19 protein-coding genes are annotated in these 18,657 nt (G+C 68.6%); 6 read left to right on the top strand and 13 right to left on the bottom strand.

Going from position 1 to position 18,657, the window contains the following annotated elements; translation table 11 throughout:
- Positions 1–8: 8 nt before the first annotated feature.
- Genes IU459_RS14955 through IU459_RS14945 form a run of 3 tightly spaced genes read right to left on the bottom strand, consistent with a single transcriptional unit; the run spans position 9 to position 2,594 of the window.
- On the bottom strand, positions 9–902 hold the full coding sequence (locus IU459_RS14955) for an alpha/beta hydrolase family protein (RefSeq protein WP_195130135.1): 894 nt from the start codon (positions 900–902) through the stop codon (positions 9–11).
- Entirely contained in the window at positions 899–1,423 is a 525-nt protein-coding gene (locus IU459_RS14950) for a YiiD C-terminal domain-containing protein (protein ID WP_195130134.1), read from the bottom strand. Before IU459_RS14950 ends, IU459_RS14955 begins: the two co-directional genes overlap by 4 nt.
- A gap of 10 nt (positions 1,424–1,433) precedes the next feature.
- Positions 1,434–2,594 (bottom strand): acyl-CoA dehydrogenase family protein, encoded by a 1,161-nt coding sequence (locus IU459_RS14945; protein ID WP_195130133.1) that lies wholly within the window; start codon positions 2,592–2,594, stop codon positions 1,434–1,436.
- 146 nt (positions 2,595–2,740) lie between these two features.
- On the opposite strand from IU459_RS14945, the gene IU459_RS14940 reads away from it, so the two are divergent.
- The 3 genes from IU459_RS14940 (at position 2,741) to IU459_RS14930 (ending at position 5,755) form a co-directional block, all read left to right on the top strand.
- The gene (locus tag IU459_RS14940) at positions 2,741–3,673 is read left to right on the top strand and encodes a PDR/VanB family oxidoreductase (RefSeq protein WP_195130132.1); all 933 of its coding nucleotides are present in this window, start codon (positions 2,741–2,743) and stop codon (positions 3,671–3,673) included.
- An 85-nt stretch (positions 3,674–3,758) separates the two neighbouring features.
- Positions 3,759–4,457 (top strand): hypothetical protein, encoded by a 699-nt coding sequence (locus IU459_RS14935; protein ID WP_195130131.1) that lies wholly within the window; start codon positions 3,759–3,761, stop codon positions 4,455–4,457.
- Between the two features lie 275 nt (positions 4,458–4,732).
- Positions 4,733–5,755 carry an alpha/beta hydrolase gene (locus IU459_RS14930; RefSeq protein WP_195130130.1) on the top strand — a complete coding sequence of 341 codons (1,023 nt, stop codon included), beginning with the start codon at positions 4,733–4,735 and terminating at the stop codon, positions 5,753–5,755.
- Positions 5,756–5,836: 81 nt separating this feature from the next.
- Here the strand turns inward: IU459_RS14930 and IU459_RS14925 are convergent, their stop codons facing one another.
- Positions 5,837–6,730 carry a pentapeptide repeat-containing protein gene (locus IU459_RS14925; RefSeq protein ID WP_195130129.1) on the bottom strand — a complete coding sequence of 298 codons (894 nt, stop codon included), beginning with the start codon at positions 6,728–6,730 and terminating at the stop codon, positions 5,837–5,839.
- A gap of 605 nt (positions 6,731–7,335) precedes the next feature.
- On the opposite strand from IU459_RS14925, the gene IU459_RS14920 reads away from it, so the two are divergent.
- The gene (locus tag IU459_RS14920; protein ID WP_324198872.1) at positions 7,336–7,707 is read left to right on the top strand and encodes a hypothetical protein; all 372 of its coding nucleotides are present in this window, start codon (positions 7,336–7,338) and stop codon (positions 7,705–7,707) included.
- A 162-nt stretch (positions 7,708–7,869) separates the two neighbouring features.
- Positions 7,870–9,426: a phytoene desaturase family protein gene (locus IU459_RS14915; protein ID WP_195130128.1), complete on the top strand. Its 1,557-nt coding sequence runs from the start codon at positions 7,870–7,872 to the stop codon at positions 9,424–9,426.
- Here IU459_RS14915 and IU459_RS14910 read toward each other — a convergent pair.
- From IU459_RS14910 to IU459_RS14880, 7 genes are all read right to left on the bottom strand, one after another.
- The gene (locus tag IU459_RS14910) at positions 9,417–10,400 is read right to left on the bottom strand and encodes a zinc-binding dehydrogenase (protein WP_195130127.1); all 984 of its coding nucleotides are present in this window, start codon (positions 10,398–10,400) and stop codon (positions 9,417–9,419) included. The two genes, IU459_RS14915 and IU459_RS14910, sit on opposite strands and share 10 nt — an antisense overlap.
- 15 nt (positions 10,401–10,415) lie before the next feature.
- Positions 10,416–10,838, bottom strand: a complete 423-nt coding sequence (locus IU459_RS14905; protein WP_195130126.1) for an organic hydroperoxide resistance protein — start codon at positions 10,836–10,838, stop codon at positions 10,416–10,418.
- 2 nt (positions 10,839–10,840) lie between these two features.
- Positions 10,841–11,287, bottom strand: a complete 447-nt coding sequence (locus IU459_RS14900; protein WP_195130125.1) for a MarR family winged helix-turn-helix transcriptional regulator — start codon at positions 11,285–11,287, stop codon at positions 10,841–10,843.
- An 81-nt stretch (positions 11,288–11,368) separates the two neighbouring features.
- Entirely contained in the window at positions 11,369–12,475 is a 1,107-nt protein-coding gene (locus IU459_RS14895; protein ID WP_195130124.1) for a PQQ-dependent sugar dehydrogenase, read from the bottom strand.
- Positions 12,475–13,374: a dienelactone hydrolase family protein gene (locus IU459_RS14890; RefSeq protein WP_195130123.1), complete on the bottom strand. Its 900-nt coding sequence runs from the start codon at positions 13,372–13,374 to the stop codon at positions 12,475–12,477. Before IU459_RS14890 ends, IU459_RS14895 begins: the two co-directional genes overlap by 1 nt.
- Positions 13,375–13,529: 155 nt before the next feature.
- Positions 13,530–14,450 carry an LLM class F420-dependent oxidoreductase gene (locus tag IU459_RS14885; RefSeq protein WP_195130122.1) on the bottom strand — a complete coding sequence of 307 codons (921 nt, stop codon included), beginning with the start codon at positions 14,448–14,450 and terminating at the stop codon, positions 13,530–13,532.
- 85 nt (positions 14,451–14,535) lie between these two features.
- On the bottom strand, positions 14,536–15,702 hold the full coding sequence (locus tag IU459_RS14880) for a PucR family transcriptional regulator (protein WP_195130121.1): 1,167 nt from the start codon (positions 15,700–15,702) through the stop codon (positions 14,536–14,538).
- Positions 15,703–16,064: 362 nt separating this feature from the next.
- On the opposite strand from IU459_RS14880, the gene IU459_RS14875 reads away from it, so the two are divergent.
- A complete protein-coding gene (locus IU459_RS14875) occupies positions 16,065–16,538 on the top strand; it encodes a gluconokinase (protein ID WP_195130296.1) in 474 nt (157 codons plus the stop codon).
- Positions 16,539–16,558: 20 nt separating this feature from the next.
- Here the strand turns inward: IU459_RS14875 and IU459_RS14870 are convergent, their stop codons facing one another.
- Together IU459_RS14870 and IU459_RS14865 are read right to left on the bottom strand one after the other, a co-directional pair.
- Entirely contained in the window at positions 16,559–17,452 is an 894-nt protein-coding gene (locus IU459_RS14870; RefSeq protein ID WP_195130120.1) for an oxygenase MpaB family protein, read from the bottom strand.
- Between the two features lie 219 nt (positions 17,453–17,671).
- The gene (locus tag IU459_RS14865) at positions 17,672–18,586 is read right to left on the bottom strand and encodes a DUF5995 family protein (RefSeq protein WP_228837953.1); all 915 of its coding nucleotides are present in this window, start codon (positions 18,584–18,586) and stop codon (positions 17,672–17,674) included.
- Positions 18,587–18,657: the final 71 nt, after the last annotated feature.

The raw sequence follows: 18,657 nt of genomic DNA, 5'->3' as shown, positions 1-18,657 counted from the left end.
GATACCCCTCAGCCCGGCAGGTCGCCCGCGACGATCCAGGTCGCCACCCTGGCCGCGATCGCGGGCGAATCCTTCACCCAGAGGAAGTGGTCGCGGTGCTCGACCGGCGAGTTCTCGTCGATGTGCCAGTGGGTCACCCGGGCGCTCGGCATCCGGGAGACCAGGAAGTCGACGTTGGACTTCGGGCCGAGCACGTCGTCGGACAGCGAGATGGCCAGCACCGGCGCGGTCATGGTCCGCAGCAGTGTGTTGTATCGCCGCTTGCTGCCCTTCGGGCGGTAGTAGCTGGTCAGCGAGTGCATCGACCAGTCGCGCATGACGCCGCCGGGCATCGGGGCCGGGATGAGCACGCCGCCGGGCCAGTGACCCTTCCACCGGGAGACCAGGCCGATCCACTGGATCTGGCTCAGCGCCTCCCACCAGCGGCGGGCGCCGAACGCCCACCAGAACACGGTGCCGGTGCCGATGACGGTCACGCCCGCGATCCGCTCGGGTTCGGCCGCGGTGAACAGCAGCGCCAGCTGACCGCCGAGGCTGTGCCCGAACAGGTGGATCGGCGCCTCGGGGAAGCGTTCCCGCACGGCGCCGACCAGCGCGGGCAGGTCGGTCTCCAGCATCTCGCGGTAGCCGAAATCGCGGTGCAGCCCCAGCTCGGGCTGGGCCTCGCCGTGCGCGCGCAGATCGGTCGTCGCGACCGAAAGCCCTTGGGCATGTAACTCTTTCGCGAGCAGTAGATAGTTCTTCGCCTTCATGGCCATGGCGGGCAGGATCAGCACGACCGGCGCGGCCGCCTTCTTCGCGGGCAGGAAGCGGACGGTGAAGGTGACGCCGTCGGCGGTGCCGACCTTGGCCGACTCCAGCGTGGTGAACTCCGAGCGATTGTGCGGTGCCGCGGTGGTCATCGGCCGGCCTCCGGAATGGTGACGTCGCAGACGTAGTCGAAGGTGAACTTGGCGACGGCCACGTCGCCGTCGTCGAGCAGCGTCGCCTTGCCGGACAGCTCGAACCGGTTCGACGCGGTGGCGGCGAGTATGTCGGCGAGCTCGCGCTGGTCGACGGTGGCGACCGCGCGGATGCGGCCGACGGCGGGCTTGCGGTAGGAGGCGCTTCCGCCGCGCAGCACCAGCCGTTCGACGCTGGGCAGCCGGGTGGCCGCGGCACCGACGAACGCTGCGGCTCCGCCGATGTCGGCGGCGGTGAACAGAGCACCGGCGTGCACGGTGCCCATGTGGTTGCGCACGGTGCCGGTGGCGGGGATCTCGACGACGGCGCGTTCCGGGCCGATCTCGGTGATCACCGTCCCGACGTGACGGCCGAACGGGACCATCTCCTGCGACACCGCCCGCAGGTATTCGTAATCCACTGCGGCGCAGTCGAGTTCGGGGTAGGCCGCCGCGAAGCCGGTGATTTCACGTGTGGTCATGATGTCTCCTTCAGCGTTTGGTGCGCAGGGCGCGGCGGGCGATGGACCAGCGCAGGACTTCCGAGGGGCCTTCGTAGATGCGGAAAGCCCTGGCCTCCACCAGGAATCGGGCGACCAGGTGGTCTTCGCAGACGCCGAGTCCGCCATGCAGCTGCACCGCACGGTCGAGCACCCGCCAGACCGCCTCGGAGACGAATGTCTTGGCGATCGACGCCTCGTGCCGCGCCTGCGAGGACGTCGGCCCCTGCGCGTCGATGGTCTCGGCGGCGGTGCGGATCACCCCGCGGGCCGCGGCGATGTCGATCTCGTTGTCGGCGATCATCGCCTGCGCCATGCCGTGCTCGGCGATCGGGACGCCGAACGAGGTGCGCGTGCCGATGTGCTCGATGGTCAGCTGGTGCGCGCGCACGGCCAGCCCGAGCCAGTTCATGCAGAACACCAGGCGCGAGGGCGCGAGCCGGACCTGAGCGAGCGCCAGACCCTGGCCGACCTCGCCCAGCACGGCGGAATCGGGCACCTCGCAGTCGGCGAAGGTCACCTCGCAGTGACCGCCCGGCGCGCTGGTGTGGTCGAGCGTCGGCATCCGGCGGCCCACCCGCAACCCAGGGTTGTCCTGGTCGACCAGGAACATCGTCGGCCCGTCGCCGGTGCGGGCCACACAGATGGTGAACGCCGCACCCTGCGCGCCGGTGGTGAAATGCTTGGCGCCGTTGATGACCCAGCCGGAGTCGGTCTCCTCGGCGACGGTCCGCAGCATGCCGGGGTCGGATCCGGCGCCGGGCGCCGGCTCCGTCATCGCGATCGCGGAACGTACGTCGCCCGAGGCCAGCGGCGCGAGGTAGCGCTGTTTCTGGTCCTCGTTCGCCACGTGCGCGAGCAGGTGGATGTTGCCGTCGTCCGGCGCCCACGCGTTCAGCGCGATCGGTCCGAGCAGGCTGGCGCCCGCGGCCTCGAGCACCTGCGCCTGGGCGCGGGTGTCCAGCCCGAGTCCGCCGTACCGCGGATCCGACAGGGGGCCGAAGACACCGGCCTCCTTCGCCTTCTTCTGCAGCTCGAGCCGCAGCGCGTCGTCCATCACCCGCCCGTCGACGACGACCTCGCGTTCCACCGGAACTACCTGATCCCGAATGAACTGGGTGGTCTTGTCCACCAATTCCGCCACAGTGGTCATGGCGTCAGTCTCCGGGCGGCGCGCGGGTGCGGGCGGGGGCGATAGTCAACGTCGATTGTGCGAATCGACTGCCCGTTCGTCTGCTGCGGGCGCGGTCCATCTCGGCGACGGTGATCGCGGAGACGTTGCCGGGCTAGGGGACGGAAATGACTGAGATAGCGGTACGAGTCTGGCGCCGCCGCGACGCGGCCGTGGGCGTGTTCTCGCTGGATCTGGCGGCCGTCGACGGCAGCGAACTGCCGTCGTGGACGCCGGGTGCGCACATCGACGTCGCGGTGGGCGCGGCAGGGGTACGGCAGTACTCGCTGTGCGGCGACCTCGATGACCGGTCGCGCTGGCGCATCGCGGTGCTGCACGAGCCGGACGGACGCGGCGGCTCGGCCTACCTGCACCGCGCGGCGCAGCCCGGGTCGGTACTGCGAGTATCGCAGCCGCGCAACAACTTCGAACTCGTCGACCACGCGAGCTACGCATTCCTGGCCGGGGGGATCGGGATCACCCCGATTTTGCCGATGCTGGCCGCCGCGGACGCCGCGGGCGCGCGCTGGTCGCTCTACTACGGCGGCCGCACCCGGCGGCACATGGCCTTCGCCGACGCCATCGCCGAGCGCTACCCGCGAGCGCACCTGCTGCCGCAGGACGAGCACGGCCTGCTGCCGCTGGCGCGGATTCTCGACGGCCTCCGCGACACCGCCGTGTACTGCTGTGGCCCCGAACCGCTCTTGGCCGCCGTCGAAACCGAAGGAGCGCGCCGCGGTCTCTCCGTGCACCTGGAACGTTTCGTGCCGCGGCGGGTGCAGTTCGCCCCGAACGAGACGTTCGAAGTGCGGTTGGCCGCCAGCGGAAGGACATTCCAGATCGGGGCGAACCAGTCCATCGCCGACGTCCTGGAACGGGCCGGGATCGGCATCGTCACCTCATGCCGCGAAGGCACCTGTGGCAGTTGCGAAACCGCGGTTCTCGCAGGCGATATCGAGCACCGCGACACGGTGCTCACCGCCGAGGAGCAGGCGCGCGGCGACACGATGATGCTGTGCGTCTCCCGAGCCAGGTCGGGCCCGCTCGTGCTCGATCTCTGACCTGCCGGCCGTGATCCGCGGCAGGCGTGCGGCACGTGCGACGTGGCCGCTTCCCCCGAGAAAACCCGAGAGGAAAGAAGCAAGGATGAGGAAAATCGTCGCGGTGGCCACAGGTCTGGTCGCCGCAATCGGGATCGCGTCCGGCGCGGCCGGTGCGCAGCCCGGGACCGAGGACGCGGTCGACTTCACCGCCTACGCCACCGAGACCCAGTCCATCGTCACCACCGACGCCGGCTCGATGGTCGTCGAGAACGGTGTCTTCAAGATCAAGGCCGCCAACGGCACCGTGCTCACCGGCATGCCGATGAAGTTCCGGGTCGACGACTTCGAATTCCCGATCGTGGCCGACATCGCCGGTCGCACGGCGACGCTGACCCCGCAGTTCGACATGGCGCACGCGGCCTACAAGCCGGTCGCCCTGCCGTTCGAGGACAAGGCGCCCTGGAAGAACGAATACGACCGGGAGCAGGCCGCCTGGTCCCGGATGACCAGCACCATCTCGATGGGCGCAACGCTCGGCACCCTGGTCGGCGGCATCGGCGGTGCGGCGGTCGGCTGCGTGCTCGGCGGCATCGCCGGCGCGACCGTCGCCTCCGCGGCGATCGTCGGCCTGTTCGGCGCGTTCATCCCGGCCGCCGCCATCGGCTGCCTCGGCGGCATCGTCGCCATCGGCGCCCTCGGCACCATCGCGGGCCAGCTGCTGGTTACCGCGCCGGTCGCCATCGGCGCGGCCATCCAGTACTTCTCCACTATCAACCAGCCTGCGCCCGCCCCGGCGAAGTAGGTAGTGGCGAAGAACCCAACGTCGCATTCGTTGGGGGACACCCGACCCCGTTCGGCCACCCGGCCGAGCGGGGTCTTCGCCGTTGTGGCCGGGACACCGCCGGTTCCGCGACCAGGCAGGCTACCCAGGAGTGTGTCCGCCCCGTCTCTGCCACGCTGTCTGCTGCAGCTATTTTCTAGCGAATCGACTTGGGTGGATGCGGCAGGGCGTACCGTGATCGAGGAAGAAGGTCACTCTTCGGCGGATCCGCCGTGACACCGAAAAAGGAGCCCTTCATGCCGCAGCTTCCGAACCCTCCCGAACCGGTCCTGGAGCCAGAGGCCCGGCGCCTTGCCGAGGCGACCGCGGCGCACCCTCGAATCTACGAGGTTTCGCTCGCGCAGGGTCGTGAGCTTCTCGCCGATCTGCAGTGCGGAGAAGGGGTCGACAAACCTCCGATCGATGCGCAGCGGGTGACCGTCCCCGGCGGTCCGACGGGCTCGGTGCGCACCCGCATCATCCGGCCCAAGGGCGTGCGCGGCCGGCTGCCGGTAATCCTTTACATCCACGGCGCCGGGTGGGTCTTCGGTGACGAGGACACCCACGACCGGTTGGTCCGCGAACTGGCCGACGGCGCCCAGGCGGCGGTGGTGTTCCCGGTGTACGACCGGGCGCCGGAGGCGAAGTACCCGACCGCGATCGAACAGAACTGGGCCGTCGGAACCTGGGTCGTGGAACATGGCGCCGAACACGACCTGGACGGTTCCCGGATGGCTGTCTGCGGCGACTCCGTCGGCGGCAACATGGCGGCGGTGTTCGCGCTGATGGCGAAGGACCGCGGCGGAGTGAACCTGTCGGCGCAGGTGCTGTTGTACCCGGTGACGAACGCCGGTTTCGACACCGGCTCCTACCTGCAGTTCGCCGAGGGCTACTACCTGACTCGCGAAGGCATGCAATGGTTCTGGGATCAATACACCACCCACTCCGAGGAGCGTAAGGAGGTCTACGCCTCGCCGCTGCGGGCGAGCCTGGACCGGTTGCGCGGACTGCCGACCACGCTGGTGATCACCGGCGAGGCCGACGTGCTGCGCGACGAGGGCGAGGCATACGCGGCCAAGCTGCGCGCAGCCGGAGTCGAGGTGACCGCGGTACGCGTGCTGGGCATGGTGCACGACTTCCTGATGCTGGACAGCCTCCGTGAGTGCCACGCCACCAAAGTCGCTCGCACGCTCGTTGTAGAAGCGCTCGCCGAGGCGCTGCACGGTTCCAATGCTCGTGCCACCATCCCGCACTGGTTCCACGCACCGGCACAAGTGTGACTCGGAGACACGGCCGGGCTGCCTCCATCGTGCGGGATGATGTCTCGGGCTCCGATCAATCGGTTGGTCGTACCGGCAGGTCTACCGCCGCTCGACGCTGGGGCGGCTCTTCGGCGGGGTGAATCCGTCCGGCCATCGTGTCGCGTGGTCGTAGTAGATGTCGGTGAGGTTCGCGTCGAGAGTCCCTGTTCCGGTGAACCTGTCGGTCAGCTGTGCGTTGGTGAGGTCGGCGCCGACGAGGTTGGCGCCGGTCAGGTTCGCGCCGAGGAGGTTGGCGTCGGTCAGGTTCGCGCGGGCGAGGTCTGCATCGGCGAGATTCGCTCGTACGAACGTTGCGGCGGTGAGGTGGGCGTCGGCCAGGTGTGCCTCGGTGAGATTCGCTTCGTCGAGGCTCGCGCAGCTCCAGACGCCGTCGCTGTCTTTCGCGCAGCTCACGTCCGCGCCACCGAGGTGTGCGCGGGTCAGGTTCGCACCGTCGAACTGAACCCCGACGAGGTTCGCGAAGGCGAGGTCTGCCTGGGTGAGATTCGCGTATCGGAGTTCTGTACGCGTCAGATTCGCCGCATTCAGTTGCATGCCGGACAAACATGTCCGACGAAGGTCGAACGTCCGGCGGTGGTCGTCGCGGCTCGCTTCGCGGGTGCCGATGACGGTGAGCACGGCTTGGACGTCGACCGGTGCCGGAGTTGCCGGAGTCGGCGTGTCGCACGCGGATGCGCTGGTGTGGGTACGCAGAAACGCCGAGAGCACCGCAAATATCGTCGGATGATCAGCGGGTGAGTCTTTTGCGAGCCGTTCGAGCAAATAGATACCGCCCAGGCGGATGTCGATCTTGTCGGAGGTCAACTGGTCGACCGCCTTCTGGAAACGGTCGGTCACCGCTACCTGCCGGGACAGGTTGTATTGATTGTCAGTGGCCCGCAACGACTGACTGGTGAACCAGAGCGCGGCGATCGCGGCGACCGTCGTCGTCATCGCCGCAAGCTTCGTCCAGCCCGACCAGTCGACGAGGCGGTGCAGCGCCTGCTTCACCCGGGAAGCCGGTGCGGGCGGTCTCAGTGAGCGGCCACGACCTGCAACCGGACCGCGCCGTCGCGGCGACCGCGTGCCCTCCGTGATCATCGGTGTCTCTCCTCGAAAGTGCCTGACCCACATCGATCCCGGCGGATCGATGCCGGAACCGCTGTGCCGCCCTCGCGCTCGGTGTTCGCGCCGCTGCCCGGTCCGGCCAGTTCGCCGCGCACCCACTCCGGCAGCCGGAACTCCACCCGGACGAACAACGTGCTCGCCGTGACCGGCCTCGACTGGATCGATCTGGGCGACACGGCCGCGCAGCATTCGATCATCGATTCACCGACCGCACTGGCGGATTCGCTGACATTTCCGGCCGCCGACTGCTCAGGGCGCTCGGTTCTACTGCGAATCCTGCTGTGCCACCAGTCGGCACAAGCCTGCACCGACCGGGGCAGAAGGTGCGGTAGGGCAGGGGCGGGCGAGCGTGGCCCCTCGGGGGTTGAGCTCGCCGCCCGCTGTCCGGCAAGCCACGGCGACGGGGTCGGCGACGATTTCGGTGATGGATCGTGGCCGGCGCAGGCGTGCTCGCGGCGTCGGTGCTGGCGGCAGCCGTCTGGATCTCCGTCCATCTGGTCGTCCATCCGGTCCTGCACACAGCCGGGCTGTTCGTGCACCTGGCCGCACTGGTCGGCCTGATCGCCAGCGGCTGCGTGCTGGAGCCGAACCTCGCCTCGATGCTGACCCGGACCAAACTGGCCTTGGTCCTCGTCCTCACGCTCAACGGACCCCAGGCCATGATGCTCAGTAAGCGACTCGACCAGCACTGGTCGGCCGCGCTGCCTCCGCGCGTGCTGATCTGGGCGGCGGCTACCGGCGTTGTCTCGCAGATTTGCTGGTGGGGAGCGGTTTTGATCGGTTTCTGGAACGCCGAGCACTGACGTGGGGTCAACCTCGGCCGGGTGGCCGACGGCGGTCGTTGCGCGCTCGAGCAGGGTGGAAGCAAATACCCCGAGGTGACCTTGGTGGATACCGCACCGGACGGCGGTGCGTTGTCGGCGAGGATGCTGTCGTCCCGACGCGATCCGTGCTATCGAGGACGGATGACGCCGACACGCTCCTCCTACGATGTGGTGATCGTCGGCGGCGGCCACAACGGTTTGGTGGCGGCCGCGTACCTGGCGCGGGCCGGGCGGTCGGTGCTCGTGCTCGAGCGGCAGCGGCATACGGGTGGCGCCGCGGTGTCGGAACAGGTGTTCGCGGGCGTCGACGCGCGATTGTCGCGGTACTCGTATCTGGTGAGCCTGCTGCCGCGGTCGATCGTGGACGAGTTGGGCTTGCGGTTCGCGACCCGGCGGCGGCAGATCTCGTCCTATACGCCGGTCGGCGACGGCGGACTGCTCGTGTCCGCGGAGCAGGCGCGGACCGAGGCGAGCTTCGCGCGGCTCACCGGGGCGCAGCGGGAGTTCCGCGCCTGGCAACGGTTCTACGGCGCCACCGGGCAGCTGGCGCAGCGTGTGTTCCCGACGCTGACGCAGCCGCTGCCCACCAAGGACGGGCTGCGAAATCTGGTAGCTGACGTGGCCATTTGGGAAGCGCTGTTCGAACGGCCGTTGGGCGAGACCATCGAGTCGACCTTCGACAACGACACCGTGCGCGGCGTGGTGCTCACCGACGCGCTGATCGGCACGTTCACCCATGCGCACGATCCCTCGCTGCGGCAGAACCGCTGCTTCCTCTACCACGTGATCGGCGGAGGCACCGGCGACTGGGACGTGCCGGTCGGCGGCATGGGCGCACTCACCGACGCACTGACCGAGGCGGCGCGCACGGCAGGCGCCGAGATCGTCACCGGTTGCGCGGCAACCAGCATCGAAACCGACGGAAACACAGCCGAAGTGGGCTATCCGGACGGAAGGGTCGGCGCGCGCTACGTCTTGGTGAACGCCGCGCCGTACCTACTCGCCGAGTTGCTCGGCGACCCTTTGCCGCCGAAACCAGAAGGCGCGCAGTTGAAAGTGAACATGCTGCTGCGCCGGTTGCCGCGCTTGCGCGACGCCGAAGTGGATCCCCGGGACGCGTTCGCCGGGACCTTTCACATCGGCGAGTCGTACGCCCAGCTCGATCGAGCTTATGGCGAGGCGGCGATCGGTCGTATCCCATCCGCCCCGCCCGCCGAAATCTACTGCCACACCTTGACCGACCCGACGATCCTGGCCCCCGACCTCGCCGCGCAGGGCATGCACACCCTCACCCTGTTCGGTCTGCACGCACGGGCTGAACTCTTCGCCGCCGATCCCGGGGGCGCGAAGGCTGAATTGTTGAAAGCAACACTGACACAACTTGATTCAGTGCTGGCCGAACCTATCACGGACTGTCTGGCGACAGATGCGAACGGCGCGCCGTGCCTGGAGGCGAAGACCCCACCCGAACTCGAGCGCGAGATCGGGCTCCCCGGCGGTCACATCTTCCACCGCGATCTGGCCTTCCCCTACCTCCCCGAGGACGCCGATCCGGCCGACCCCGCCGCCCGGTGGGGCGTGTCGACCGGCCATCGCAACGTGTTCCTGTGCGGTGCGGGAGCGATCCGGGGTGGCGGGGTCAGCGGCATCCCTGGGCACAACGCCGCGATGGCCGTGCTCGACTACGGTCAGGACTGAGCTGTCAACGCGATCTTCGCGTTGCGCCCTGGCGTCTCGGTGGCGACCGCGGCCTCAACCGCGGAATCCAGTGGGTAGGTGGCTTCGATGTCCAGCCGCAGCACACCGCGCGCGGCGAGGTCGATCAGCTCGCCGATCAGGCGCCTGCGCTGCTCGGCGCCGACCTCCTCGATCCGCTTGGTGGCCCAGAAGCCCTTGACCACAGTCTGTTTGAAGATGAGACTGCCGGGATCGAGCGACAGCGGCTGGCCCGACAGCGCGCCGAAGGAGATCAGCTGCCCGCCTGGTGCGAGCAGAGCCAGCTCGTCGGCCGCGGCACGCCCGCCGACCTGGTCGACCGCGCGCGCGATCGGCGCGCCCGAGGTCACGGCTTCGACTTGGTCGCGCCACCCCTCGCTCTCGGTGTCGAGCACCGGCTCGAAACCGAGTTCGCGCAGCGCCGCCACCGAGGCGGCCCCGCGCACCAGGTTCAGCACGTTCAATCCGCGCTGCCGCGCGAAGATGTTGACCTGCCTGCCGACCGCGCCATTTGCGGCGTTGATCACCAGCCACTCGCCTTCGTTCAGACCGAGGTCTTCCACCAGCATCAGCGAACTCAACGGCATGGCGAGCAGCTGTGCCGCGGTCTCGTCGGACACCGACTCCGGCACCGGGATCACCGCCCGGGCCGGGACCACGAAGTACTCGGCCCACACATTCTGCGCTCCGGAGACCGTGACGCGCTGGCCCACCGACAGCCCGGTGACCTCAGGACCCACCGCGTCGACACGGGCGACCGCCTCGCTGCCCGGGATGGCGGGCAACTCGGGCCGGTAGCCGTACACGCCGCGCACGATGGCCAAGTCGTGATTGTGGATCGGCGACAGGATCAGCGCCAGCCGCACCTCGCCCGGTCCGGGCTCCGGAGCCGGGCGTTCGGTGGTGGTGAGCACGTCCTTCGGTTCGCCGAATGCTTCGATGACAACGGCACGCATATCCGCTCCTTCTCGTCAGTCTTCGGCGACAACGACGTCGACGTCGATGTTGCCGCGGGTCGCGTTGGAGTACGGGCACACCTGGTGCGCCTTGTCGGCAAGCGCCTGCGCATCCTCCCTGGACAGATTGGGAAGCGAGACCTCCAAGGTAACCGCCAGACCGAAGCCGCCGGCGCCGTTCGGGCCGATGCCGACCTTCGCGCCGACCGCGGAATCGTCGATGTTCGCCTTGACCTGCTTGCCAACCAGGCGCAGTGCCGAGTGGAAGCACGCCGCGTAGCCCGCCGCGAACAGCTGCTCGGGGTTGGTGCCCTCGCCGCTGCCGCCCAGCTCCTTCGGGGTGGACAGTGCCACGTCGATCTTGCCGTCGGTGGTGCGTGCGTGGCCGTTGCGTCCGTCGCCGCTGGCCAGGGCTTCGGCGGTGTAGAGGATCTGCATGTCTACTCTCTTTCGTTCAACTGGGACAGCAGCGATCGCGTCAGTCGCCGCAGGATGTCGCGCAACGCGAGGAAGTCCGCTGGGGACAGGCCACTGGCCTCGGCCATCTCGGCCGGGATGTCGCCCGCCTCGGCGCGCAGGGCGCGTCCGCGCTCGGTGAGCTGGATATCGACGCGACGTTCATCGGCCGCCGATCGCCGCCGCTCGACCAGACCCGCCGCCTCCAGCCGCTTGAGCAGCGGGGACAGCGTGCCGGAATCCAGAGCGAGCGTGTGGCAGACGTCGCCGACACTGCGTCCGTCGCGTTCCCACAGCGCCAGCATCACCAGGTACTGCGGATAGGTGAGCCCGAGTCGTTCGAGCTTCGGGCGGTAGACCGCGGTCATCGCCCGGGACGCCGCGTACAGCGGGAAGCACAGCTGCGCGTCGAGGGCGAGGTGATCGGTCATGAACAACAATGTAGTGGGCAATTAAGTTGTGCACAACTGATCTGGCCGGTGGTGGCCGTCACGCTCGAACAGGATTCCGGCTCAGCGAGCGGGGAAGCGGAGCACGCGATCCTCGCCGGGGTCGACGTTCCCGCGGCCATCGGTGTCGGAGGTGGTCAGCCACAGCGCGCCGTCCGGTGCGACGGCCACCGTGCGCAAGCGGCCGTAGTGGTCGCGCAGTTCCGCGCGAGGTGTGCCCAAGCGGCCGTCTTCCAGCGGTACGGTCCAGAGCCGTCGGCCGCGCAGCGCGGCGGCGTACAGCGTGTCCGCGGTAATGGCGATGCCCGAGGGCGAGGCTTCCGCGGTGGTCCACGTGATCAGCGGATCGGTGTAGCCGCGGTCGGTACCACCCGCGCCCTCGACGGCGGGCCAGCCGTAGTTGCGGCCCGGCTCGATCAAGTTGATTTCGTCGAACCGGTCTTGACCGAACTCCGCCGCGAACAAGCGGCCGGCCCGATCCCATGCCAGTCCCTGCACGTTGCGGTGGCCGAGGCTGTAGACCGGCGAGCCGGGATCCGGATTGCCGGGCGCGGGCCGGCCTTCGGGAGTGAGCCGGAGGATCTTGCCGTTCGGACTCGCGGGGTCCTGCGACCGGCGGGATTGCCCGGCATCGCCCGTTCCGGCGTAGAGCATGCCGTCCGGCCCGAACGCGATCCGCCCACCGTTGTGGTTACCGGCCTTCGCAATGTCCGCGACCAGCACTTCCGGTTGCCCGTCGAGCCGGAACCGCACGATTCGGTTGTCCGTGTCCGCGGTGAAATACGCATAGACATAACGGCTTTCGGCATAGTCCGGCGGAACGGCGAGCCCGAGCAGCCCACCCTCGCCGCGTGCGGCCACGCCGGGCACTCGGTACACCTGTTCCGGTGCACGACCCGGAACCAGTCGCAGTATCCGTCCGGTGTCGCGCTCGGCCACCAGCGCGGCGCCGTCCGGCAGAAACGCCAACCCCCATGGAACGTCGATATTCTCAGCTACCTGCTCGGGCGCGTCGAGATCGGGTTGCCCTGTCGGGCTACTCGGCGAGGTAGTGCCGACTCCGGTGGGTATCGGCGCGACGCTTGGTCCGGTCGGGTTCTCCTCGCCGCACGCCACGACCGCCCCGGTGATCAGCAACCCGGCGACGGCCGCGCAGAATCGTGGAAGCATCAGCCGAGATACGCGCTGTACCAGTCGAGTACGCGCCGCCAGGCTTCGGTGGCGGCCGTCGCGTTGTAGCGCGGGCCGGTGTCGTTGAAGAAGGCGTGGTCAGCGTTCGGTGCGGTGAAGACCTCGGAGGGGTTGCCGTTGCGGGCCAGGGCCGCCTCGGCGGCAGGACGGGAGGCGTTCACGCGGGCGTCGGCCGCCGCGTAGATCGCCAGCACCGCGGCTTTCGACGCGGAGAGATCGCCGTTGTCCGGGAACGGTCCGTAGAAAGGCGTCGCCGCGGCCAGTAGCGGCGCGCCGGAGGTCAACAACAACCACGTCAGGCCGCCGCCGAAGCAGAAACCGGTGGCTCCCAGCTTCTTTCCGCCGACTCGGCGCTGGAGTTCGTCGAGTCCGGCGCTCAGGTCCGCGACGAACTGTTCCTGCGGAATACGGCTCAGCTCGGCGGTTGCCGCCGCCGGGTCGGTGAACGCGGCGGTGCCGCCACGGGAGGAGAGCAGATCCACCGCGAGCGCGGAATATCCGGCCCCCGCGAATCGCCCCGCCACCGAGCGAATGTGGTCGGTGAGGCCCTTGTTCTCATGGATGACCAGCACCCCGCCGCGCGGCTGCTGCGCCGCCGCCCACGCGGCCTGCAGCTGCGTCTCGCCCGGCCCGGCGAACGTGATGGCGGTAGTGGGTACCGCGTCGGCCGCGCCGGGCGGCGAGGAGGGAGCCGTGGGCGAGGGACCCCCGTCGGTGATCCTGGTGTCGTTCCCCGCACATGCGGCGAGCAGCGCGACCGCGGCACTGGCGCCGACCCCGAGCAGAGCCAATCGCCGCAGCGCCTCCCGCCGGGGGAGGATGCCGTCGGCGTGGTCGGTGGCGATCTCCTCTGCGATATAGCGCTGCAGCGGCGTCATAGGCCCAACCATAGGCTGGTTCGGCCCCGCTCGCGGCTGTTCGCCGACGGGTCGTCCCGCGACGAACCGCCGGGCCGTGCTTCCCGTCCGCCACATCCGGAGAGCGTGCGGACATGGCGAACTATCGCAGGGCGATCGGGTGGCCGCCGTGCCACTCAGAGCTGCGACTGCACCTGGGTGGAGATCAGTTCGAGATGATCGAGGTCGGACAGATCCAGAACCTGGAGGTAGATGCGGTCGGTGCCGATCTCGGCGTACCGGCCGATTTTGTCCACCACCTCGGCGGGCGAACCGGCCAGGCCGTTGGTCTTCAGTTCGTCCACCTCCCGTCCGATGGCCGCGGCTCGGCGCGCCACTTCGGCGTCGGTCGCGCCGACGCACACCACCAGGGCATTGGAGTAGACCAGGTCGTCGGCCTTGCGTCCGTATGATTCTGCGGCGGTGCGAACCCGATCGAACTGTCGCGTGCTGTCCTCGATCGAGGAGAACGGCATGTTGAACTCGCTCGCGTACTGTGCGGCCAGCCGCGGGGTGCGGGTGGCGCCTTGGCCGCCGATCAGCACCGGTATCGGGTCCTGCACCGGCTTGGGCAGGGCGGGCGAGTCGGTGAGCTGATAGTGCTTGCCGTCGTAGCTGAAGGTGTCGCCGGGCTTGGTGGCCCAGAGCCCGGTGATGATCGCCAGCTGCTCTTCCATCCGCGCGAACTTGTCGGCGGGGAACGGGATGCCGTAAGCGGCGTGCTCCGCGGCGAACCAGCCGGTGCCTAGGCCGAATTCCACGCGGCCGCAGGACATCTGGTCCACCTGGGCGACCTGGATGGCCAGCGGGCCCGGCAGCCGGAACGTGGCCGCGGTGACCAGGGTGCCCAGCCGGATCCGCTTGGTCTCCCTGGCCAGCCCGGCCAGCGTGATCCAGGCGTCGGTCGGACCGGGCAGGCCGTCGGCGTCACCCATGCTCAGGTAGTGGTCGGAGCGGAAGAACGCGTCGAAGCCCAGGTCCTCGGTGGCCTTGGCGACGGTGAGCAGCGTGTCGTAGCTCGCGCCCTGCTGCGGCTCGGTGAAGATGCGTAGTTCCATGTCAGACGACACTAGCCGGTAGGTTCGGTCGATCAGGCCGCGGACCTGAGCGCTTCAGGGTGCGCGGAAAAAGCGATTCCGCCGGTCACGGGGTGCGCATGGATGTCGGTTGTGCGTAGCTACGTGCGATGAATGCGGCGCGCAGACGGTACAGCGCGTGGGGGAGTGCGGTATCCAGGCCGGTGAGGCGGCCGATCCGCTTGAGGCGGTGGTCGACGGTGTTGGGGTGCAGGTACATCGCACGCGAGGTGCGCTGGCGATTGAAGTCGTTGCGAATGTGCTCGCGCAGGGTTTGCACCAGCTCGGGATGGTCGTCCAAGGGGTCGAGCAGGGCGGCCAGCCGTTCGCGGCCGGGGCCGGGTCGCGTGAGCTGGTATTCCAGGGCCAAGTCGTCGAAACGGTACAGTCCGGGTGGGCTCTGCAGGCGTTGCACCATGTCGAGCAATTCGTGCGCTTGGTCGGCGGCGTCGGGAAGCCGGTCCTGGTCGGCCGCGACCGCGGCGGCCGTGATCGGTGCGGAGGTGGCCGTGGCCAGTGCGGCGACCAGGTCGTCCAAGGCGTTCTCGGCGAGCAGTGACACCGGTACCAGGATGGTGCCACCGATAACGCTCAGCAGGCTCGGCACATGCCGCCCACACTGGACGGCTAGGCAGATCCGCATGCGTTGCCGCAGGGCGTGCCCGTCCCCGCCGTGTCGAATGGGATGCTTCTCGCCGTGCTCGCCGACCGCGACGGCCAGCACGCTGTAGCGGTCGGCGACCGGAAAACCGTGCTCGCGGTAGACCTTCGCGGTGTGCTGCCCACCGAGCAGTGCCGCGGCTACGGCGTGCGGAGCCGCCTGCTCCGCGCCGGGCGCGATCGACAGGTAGGCGAGCGACACGGTCGCCATGACCGCATGGAGGACGTCGAAGATTCGCCGTATGTCCTTGTGCCGCAAGGTACGTGCGGATCCTTGCAGGTGATCGTCGAGATACAGCCGGAAACCCGCGTGGACGAGATGCTGGACGGTATCCAGCGGAATGCCGACGCAGGCCCATCGTGTCGCCGCGGTCAGGATGCGATCCATCCGGGCCGGGTGCTCAGCCCGATCGGATGCCACCAGGTCCAGGCAGTGGGCGACGGTGGCGCGGATCTCCTCCCGCAGCAGGTTCGCTCGCGAGGCGTGCCGCTGGGGAATGCTGTCCAGCAGGTGTCGCACGATGTGCTCGTCAGCGGGGACGAATTCGGCGGATGCGGTCGGCGTGGAAGGCATGGCCGCCCGCTCAGACGCTCGAGGCGGCCACGGCTCCGGTACCGAGTCCGTCGGTCGGCGCCCGCCTCGGGGTCGTCAGGGCGGTATGGTGCGCCCGTTGCTCCGTTGCAAACATGTCGCTCTTCTCGTTCGTCGATCCGCGTTCACTCGAAAGCCTTGGCGCAGCGGATAGTTCACACCACCGAGGGTTCGCGCTGTCACGAGGTCGCGGTCATTGAAATCTAAGACCCGGTGGCTTCGATCGTCACTGCACGGGTAGACGAAGTAATGGCCGCCAGGTTGTCGCCGATGACGAAAGTCCGCGACGCGGTATAGGGACAGGACGGAGTGTTCGAGTGCGCGATCTACCGGTGATCGTCGTGATGGGCGTGTCGGGTTCGGGGAAGACGACAGTCGGCACCCGCCTCGCAGACGCCTTGGGCGTCGCATACACCGAGGGCGACGACTTCCACCCGCCCGCGAACATCGCGAAGATGGCGGCGGGGACACCCTTGGATGACGCCGACCGCGCCCCATGGCTGGACGCTCTTGCCGCCGCGATGGCCGAGCGGTCCGATCGGGGCGCTGTCGTCGCCTGTTCGGCCCTCAAGCGGGTCTACCGCGACCGGCTGCGCGCGACCGTGCCCGAGGCATTCTTCCTGCATCTGGATGTGCCGCGCGTTGAACTGGAGCGACGCATCACGAATCGTCGCGAGCACTTCCTGCCGCCGAGTCTGCTCGACTCCCAGCTCGCCACGCTGGAGCCACTGGACGCCGATGAGAAGGGCGTCACCGTCGATGCGACCCGCACGCCCGAGGAGTTGGTCCGTGAGGTCGTGGCGATGCTGGGCAGGTGACCTGCGCGGCGTGGCAGGAGTTACCGCAGCGGTGTGTGGGCCGGCTGGCGCAGGGCTGAATCCTTGTGGTTGCTGATGATGTCACCGAGTCGGAGGACCTCGCGCGGGTCCGGTAGCAGATGCCGCCTGACGAAAGCGCCGATGCGGGCGATTCCGCGTACCGCGGTCGTGAAAGCTTTCGGCGGCGCGGCGAGTCGGAGCGTCGAGACAACATGATCTTCACATAGGGCGACGGCCAGCCATCGGCCGAGCCACTGGAGGGGTCGTGGGAACCATCGGGTGGCGAATTGGTCGATCAATGCGTTCGCCAACCGTTGCCCTTCGGGTGAGTAAGCGAAATCCGGGCCGTGCTCATAGTTTTCGAGATAGGTCTCGGCCTCTTGCCAAGTGCGGGGCACCTCGGCGATGCCCATTCCTTCCGACACCCGGTGCCAATGCGCGTATTGGGCGCGGCGTTCCGTTTCGGTCAACCCGGGTGCTCCCGCCACCTTTCGCAAGAGCCGGTCGTAGAAGAGGGCGAAGACGACCGCGCTATGCAGGAAGGTATGTGTCGGCATCGGCCAAGCGCGCGCCACTGAGGAATGCCAGTTGCGCACGTAGTTCATGCTTTCGCCGCTCGCGCTGCTGGTCACGCCGTCATCGATCCACGAGAACAAGTGGAACATGGTCTCGTCCGCGCGCCGGATGCCGTGCTCGTAGAGCATTCCGGCGCCGTCGCGATCCACCGGCGCCGCGGCTTCCGGTGGCCCGGCGAAGCGGACGAAACCGATCGTGTACAGCAGGTGCACGACCATCAGGCTCCGGGGCAGGAGCTGGGCGGTGGTCAGCCGCACAATGCGTTCCGCGTCGACGTCCGGATCGAGCCGCGCGATCTCGGCGCGGATCCATTTGTAGCCATGCCTTCCAGCTGTCATGGCGGCCTCCATTCAGGTATCGGGGTCGGTGTGTCGGAGCGCTCCTCCCGCGCGCGGCCGCGGCAGCGCAGCCACTTCGCTGGAGTCGCAGTCTAGTGAAATATTTCATTAGAGTGGCGGTCTAGTCAAGGGGTGGCTGTGCGAATGGCGAGCAGCGCGTTTTCGCCGAGTGCGGCGCGGGGAAGGGGAGTCGGCCTCGTGCTCGAAGCCGCGAGTCGGCTAGAGACCGCCGAGGTGGGACAGCACTGCGAAAGCGAGATCGAGGCCGCGCCAGAGAGCGTCGATCTCGGCGGTCGCGGTGGGCGCCAGGACCGGGTCACTGAGGGCGAGACCGTTACCGAAGATGACGACGTTGGCGCCCGCGTCGGCGAAACGAAGCAGCGGGCCGGTCGCGACGCCTTGCCCGAGCAGTGCGTCCAGGCCCTCGCCGACGAAGTAGAAGCGCCACAGTGGTCCGAGGTCGGCGCCGTAGACCGTCTTGGTCGAGCCGACGATCAGCGCGCCCTGCTGGGCGATCGCGTCGACGAGGCTGAAATAGTCGGCAGCGTTTGCTGGTGTGCTGCCGACCGCCGCGACGGAGTAGGACAGGTCGACGGTCAGGTGTGCGTTGTAACCCGCCATCGCGACGCGCGCAGGGGACAGCTCGCAGTGGCGGGCCAGGTAGAAGTAGTGCGCCCAGTGTGGTTCCGCGGGCGTGCCGGTGAATTCGGCATGCACATTGCGCAGGAAGCGGGACAGCAGCTCGAGGCTGATCCGGTGCGCCCACTCCGGGTCTGCGAACGACGCGGGGTCGCGCTGCAACGGCAGCACCGCGGCGTATTCGACCGCGTCGAGCCCGAGCGGGAAGAGTCCGCGCCAGTCGCGATGACGGACCAGGATTTCGGTGATCCGCCGATGATTGCCGATCGCCTGTTCCAGTTGCCGCAGCGACGAACCGGTCAGCGTCGTGGTGTCGGAGAGCGCTGCCACGGTCGCGGTTTCGGCGGCTGTCAAGGGGGTTCCGCAGGCCGTTTCGATCGGTGCGGCGGAAGCCGTGGCGCCACCGAACACACCGGTGCAGAGAAACACCGCGAGCAGCGTGATCATCGAGAAGGACGGGCGCAGCCTCGAGCTGCGCGTACGGGTGTATCGCATCGTCGCTCCGGATGTCGTGAATCGCGAGGTGGCATCGGGACGCCCGAAGCGACTGTGCTCGGCGATGTGCC

The organism is Nocardia amamiensis (assembly GCF_015477605.1).
GTDB lineage: Bacteria > Actinomycetota > Actinomycetes > Mycobacteriales > Mycobacteriaceae > Nocardia > Nocardia amamiensis_A.
Note: the sequence above shows the minus strand (reverse complement) of the source record. Positions and strands in the feature narration are given on the sequence as shown.

Excerpts from the sequence above, each read along its gene's own strand:
- IU459_RS14955 (WP_195130135.1), bottom strand. The coding sequence starts at position 902 with ATGACCACCGCGGCACCGCACAATCGCTCGGAGTTCACCACGCTGGAG.
- IU459_RS14950 (WP_195130134.1), bottom strand. The coding sequence starts at position 1,423 with ATGACCACACGTGAAATCACCGGCTTCGCGGCGGCCTACCCCGAACTC.
- IU459_RS14945 (WP_195130133.1), bottom strand. The coding sequence starts at position 2,594 with ATGACCACTGTGGCGGAATTGGTGGACAAGACCACCCAGTTCATTCGG.
- IU459_RS14940 (WP_195130132.1), top strand. The coding sequence starts at position 2,741 with ATGACTGAGATAGCGGTACGAGTCTGGCGCCGCCGCGACGCGGCCGTG.
- IU459_RS14935 (WP_195130131.1), top strand. The coding sequence starts at position 3,759 with ATGAGGAAAATCGTCGCGGTGGCCACAGGTCTGGTCGCCGCAATCGGG.
- IU459_RS14930 (WP_195130130.1), top strand. The coding sequence starts at position 4,733 with ATGCCGCAGCTTCCGAACCCTCCCGAACCGGTCCTGGAGCCAGAGGCC.
- IU459_RS14925 (WP_195130129.1), bottom strand. The coding sequence starts at position 6,730 with ATGACGACGACGGTCGCCGCGATCGCCGCGCTCTGGTTCACCAGTCAG.
- IU459_RS14915 (WP_195130128.1), top strand. The coding sequence starts at position 7,870 with ATGACGCCGACACGCTCCTCCTACGATGTGGTGATCGTCGGCGGCGGC.
- IU459_RS14910 (WP_195130127.1), bottom strand. The coding sequence starts at position 10,400 with ATGCGTGCCGTTGTCATCGAAGCATTCGGCGAACCGAAGGACGTGCTC.
- IU459_RS14905 (WP_195130126.1), bottom strand. The coding sequence starts at position 10,838 with ATGCAGATCCTCTACACCGCCGAAGCCCTGGCCAGCGGCGACGGACGC.
- IU459_RS14900 (WP_195130125.1), bottom strand. The coding sequence starts at position 11,287 with ATGACCGATCACCTCGCCCTCGACGCGCAGCTGTGCTTCCCGCTGTAC.
- IU459_RS14895 (WP_195130124.1), bottom strand. The coding sequence starts at position 12,475 with ATGCTTCCACGATTCTGCGCGGCCGTCGCCGGGTTGCTGATCACCGGG.
- IU459_RS14890 (WP_195130123.1), bottom strand. The coding sequence starts at position 13,374 with ATGACGCCGCTGCAGCGCTATATCGCAGAGGAGATCGCCACCGACCAC.
- IU459_RS14885 (WP_195130122.1), bottom strand. The coding sequence starts at position 14,450 with ATGGAACTACGCATCTTCACCGAGCCGCAGCAGGGCGCGAGCTACGAC.
- IU459_RS14880 (WP_195130121.1), bottom strand. The coding sequence starts at position 15,702 with ATGCCTTCCACGCCGACCGCATCCGCCGAATTCGTCCCCGCTGACGAG.
- IU459_RS14875 (WP_195130296.1), top strand. The coding sequence starts at position 16,065 with ATGGGCGTGTCGGGTTCGGGGAAGACGACAGTCGGCACCCGCCTCGCA.
- IU459_RS14870 (WP_195130120.1), bottom strand. The coding sequence starts at position 17,452 with ATGACAGCTGGAAGGCATGGCTACAAATGGATCCGCGCCGAGATCGCG.
- IU459_RS14865 (WP_228837953.1), bottom strand. The coding sequence starts at position 18,586 with ATGCGATACACCCGTACGCGCAGCTCGAGGCTGCGCCCGTCCTTCTCG.